We start from the raw sequence: 3,393 nt of genomic DNA, 5'->3' as shown, positions 1-3,393 counted from the left end.
CGATACGACAGATCGTCTTGAGCAAGCCGTTGACGAACGGATGATGGCGGCGCAATTGCGACTCGGGCTCGCGCGGATGCGAACGCGCCCGCTCGCCGAGCCGCAATGCGGCCGCGAGCGGAAACGTGAGGCCGAAATAATAGGCACCGTGCTCGACGTCGAGCCCCGCACGCCGGACCACGTCCTCGAGGCCGCCGAGCGTATACCTGCGCTTGTGCTCGAGGAAATCGTCGTGGCCGCTCCACAGGAACTGGAACGCGGGAACCGTGATCAGGAACCGGCTACCCGAGGGCGCGCCCGTCACGTACTGGGTCAGCAGTCCGACGTCGTCGTCGACATGTTCGAGCACGTCCATCAGCAACACGAGATCGGCATCGAAGCGATCGACGGCGCGCCGAAAGTGGATCGGCTTGCCGGCCGCCTCGCCGTCGCTGTCGTCGGCGTAGCTCGTATCGACGCACCATGCTTCCGTCGCCTGCGTGCGCTCGAGCAGATGCTTCGAGAAAAAACCGGAGCCCGCGCCGACGTCGAGTATCCGGTTCGCGCCCGATGCGCCGAGGAACCGGCGAATCGCGCTCGCCTTCGACGCGTAGTACCAGTGATCGCCCACCCCCGCACCGAGTACGTCGACTTCCTTCAGGTCCATGGTGCTTCCCCGTGATGGCTGCCGTGTTGTGATGTCGAATCCGCCACTGATGCCGATCTTACCTCGCCGCTGCCGCCGATCGTATCCGTCGATGCCCGGGGCCGCGGCGCTTCGGCATCCGGTGAAACCCGCGCCGGCCAAGGGCGGCCGCGGATTTTCAGGGGCGCTTCGAAACACGTCGAGCGACGGCCCGGACAAACCAAACGACCGTTTGATTCAGCGGCTCGTCGACCGCGAATCCATTGTCCGGCAGTCCGCCGGCACATCGCGTCCAGGCGCCCGTTGTTTGGTAACGCCGCTCTAGCACGCTATGACACACTGCACGGCATCGACGCTCGCGCCGTGCAGTGGCGCGCGCCGCCGTCGATCAAGACAAGACAAGACATGGAGACAGACGATGCGGAATACGGTCCGGCGCGGCCATCGCTCGCCTTTGGCAATTTTCGACTGGTTTTCCGGCCTGCGACGCACGGTCGCCCCAAGATCGCAAACGACATCCCGCATGTTCGGCTGCGGCGCGCTGGCGCTCGCCCTGCTCTGCGCCGGCTGCGCCGAATCGGCCGCGCAGCGCGACAGCAACACGTCCATCGCATCGACGAAGATCGAGCGCACCAAGGCCGAGCGGCTCGCGCGCGAGCAGCAGATCGCGCGCACCGTGCCGTCGCTCGCATCGATCAGCCTCACGCAGCCGCGGCCATTCACGCTGCGCGACTCGGGCCAGAACGGCGCGATGACGTTCCTGCGCGACGTCGATTTCCGCATCGTCAACAACCTCGGCTTCTTCATTCATCAGCTGTCGGCCACGCTCGTGCCGACGCAGGCCGGCGCACCGATCGTCTTCGACGATCCGACGAGCTTCGAGATCGACGTGCACGAAGGCACGGTCACGCTCGACAACGCGAAGCTGACCGCCCTCTTCAACACCTACATCTTCGGCTATCGCAACGCGCCGCTGCGCAAGCTCGCGGTATGGGCTGGCGACGGCGTGATCCATCTGCAAGGCGAGATGCAGCGCGACGGCTGGGTACCGTTCTCGCTGACCGGCACGCTCGCGATCCGCGACGGCAGCCAGCTCGTGTTCCGCCCGACCGGCGTGCGCGTGTCGGGCCTCAACGCACAGCCGGTGATGCGCGCGGCCAACGTGAAAATGGCCGACCTGCTGAAGGTGCAGACCCCCGATCGCGCAACTCGCCGGCGACGATCTTGTGATGGCGGTCGACAAGCTGATGCCGCCGCCGCGCCTGAAACTGACGATCACCGCCGTGCGCGTGACGCCGGCGGGCCTCGACCTGAAGCTCGACGACGGCTCGCGTGCCGGCTTCGCGATGCCCGCGAACGCACCGCAGCAAGCGATGTATATCCGCGGTGGCGACGTGAAGTTCATGCGCTCGATGCCGATGAACGCGGACATCCTGATCGGCCCGCTCGACGCGTCGAAGCGCGACCAGACGTTCGTGTTCGACCTGTATCACTATCGCGACCAGGTGTCGGCCGGCTACTTCAACTTCGACGAAAGCGGCGCGATGGCGATCCGGATGCCTTCGTATGCAGGCCCGGCCAGCGGCGCACTGCTCGGCAACGCGGCCGCGCGCCTGAACGACAGCTTCCTCGCCGCGCAGCAGAATGCGCTGCGCGACGTGCGCCAGCACTGGGAAGCGTACGCGCTCGCCGCAGATGCCGCGCGACCCGGCATGCAGAAGGTCGCGATGCGGCGCACGTCGACGACGCCGTTCAACGAGCGGCACGTGTCGAACCGCAACCCGACGATCCATCTGCGCAACGTCGACTTCAACCTGTCCGGCGATATCGGCTTTCACGTCGAGGATCTCGACGTGGAACTCGTGTCGAAGCGCCCGGGCGAACCCGTCGATCTCGACGATCCGAACCAGTACGACATCCGCATTCTCGGCGGCACGGTCGTCGAGTCGTGGAAGGCGATGTCGGCGCTCTTCAACAACTACCTGCTCGACTATTCGCCGCGTTCGCTGAACGACCTGCAATTGAGCGCGGACGGCCAGAACCTGCGCGTCCAGGGCGGCATCAAGCTGTGGAATCACGTACCGGGCGTCTGGTTGCCGACCGACATGAAGGGCTCGCTGACGGTGCTCGATGATCGGCACCTCGCCTTCAAGCCGTCTCAGGTGTCGGTGCTCGGCATCCCGCAGGCGACGCTGCTGCGCTCGCTCGGTATCGAGCTCGCGTCGCTGACGCCATTGCAGCGGCGCGGTGCGGAACTGCGCGGCGACACGCTCGTGCTCGACCAGTACACCGTGTTTCCGCCGCCCGTGCTGAACGGCAAGCTAGCCCAGGCGACGGTCGAACCCGACGGATTGCGGCTCACGTTCCGGCGCGCGGCGGGCACGCCCGCGCCGAAGCGGCCGCAGATCGATGCACCGAGCTACATGTGGATGGAAGGCGGCGACATGAAGATGTTCAACGTGCTCGAACTGAACGTGCGCGCGCTGATCCGGAATTCGGCCGAGGCCGGCCCGATGCGGTTCGACCTGTACGGCTATCGCAGCCAGGTCGCGCAGGGCTCGGTGCGGATGCTGCCGGACGGCACGCTGGTCGTCGACATGGGGCGCAAGAATCCGCTCGCGTCACGCTGATTCCGTCGCGCTGACCTCGTGCGCGACCCGCATGAAAAAAGCCCGGTGGCAGGTCGCCAACCGGGCTTTTCGATGCATCCCGCGCGCCGTGCGCTTGTATGTTCAGTACTGACCAGTACGGTAAAGTCTGGTGGTAGC

Annotated in this window: 1 protein-coding gene and 1 pseudogene; one reads left to right on the top strand and one right to left on the bottom strand. The window is 66.0% G+C overall.

Going from position 1 to position 3,393, the window contains the following annotated elements:
- A partial coding sequence (locus JMF90_RS29945) for a bifunctional 2-polyprenyl-6-hydroxyphenol methylase/3-demethylubiquinol 3-O-methyltransferase UbiG (RefSeq protein WP_201325802.1) occupies window positions 1–646 on the bottom strand: 646 nt, incomplete at its 3' end.
- Between the two features lie 397 nt (window positions 647–1,043).
- On the opposite strand from JMF90_RS29945, the pseudogene JMF90_RS29940 reads away from it, so the two are divergent.
- Window positions 1,044–3,255: pseudogene (locus tag JMF90_RS29940) on the top strand (hypothetical protein).
- Window positions 3,256–3,393 lie beyond the last annotated feature (138 nt).

Origin of the sequence: Burkholderia sp. E168m23 (assembly GCF_016586125.1) — a bacterium.
Classification (GTDB): Bacteria; Pseudomonadota; Gammaproteobacteria; order Burkholderiales; family Burkholderiaceae; genus Burkholderia; species Burkholderia orbicola.
This window is presented reverse-complemented; position numbering and strand designations above follow the sequence as displayed.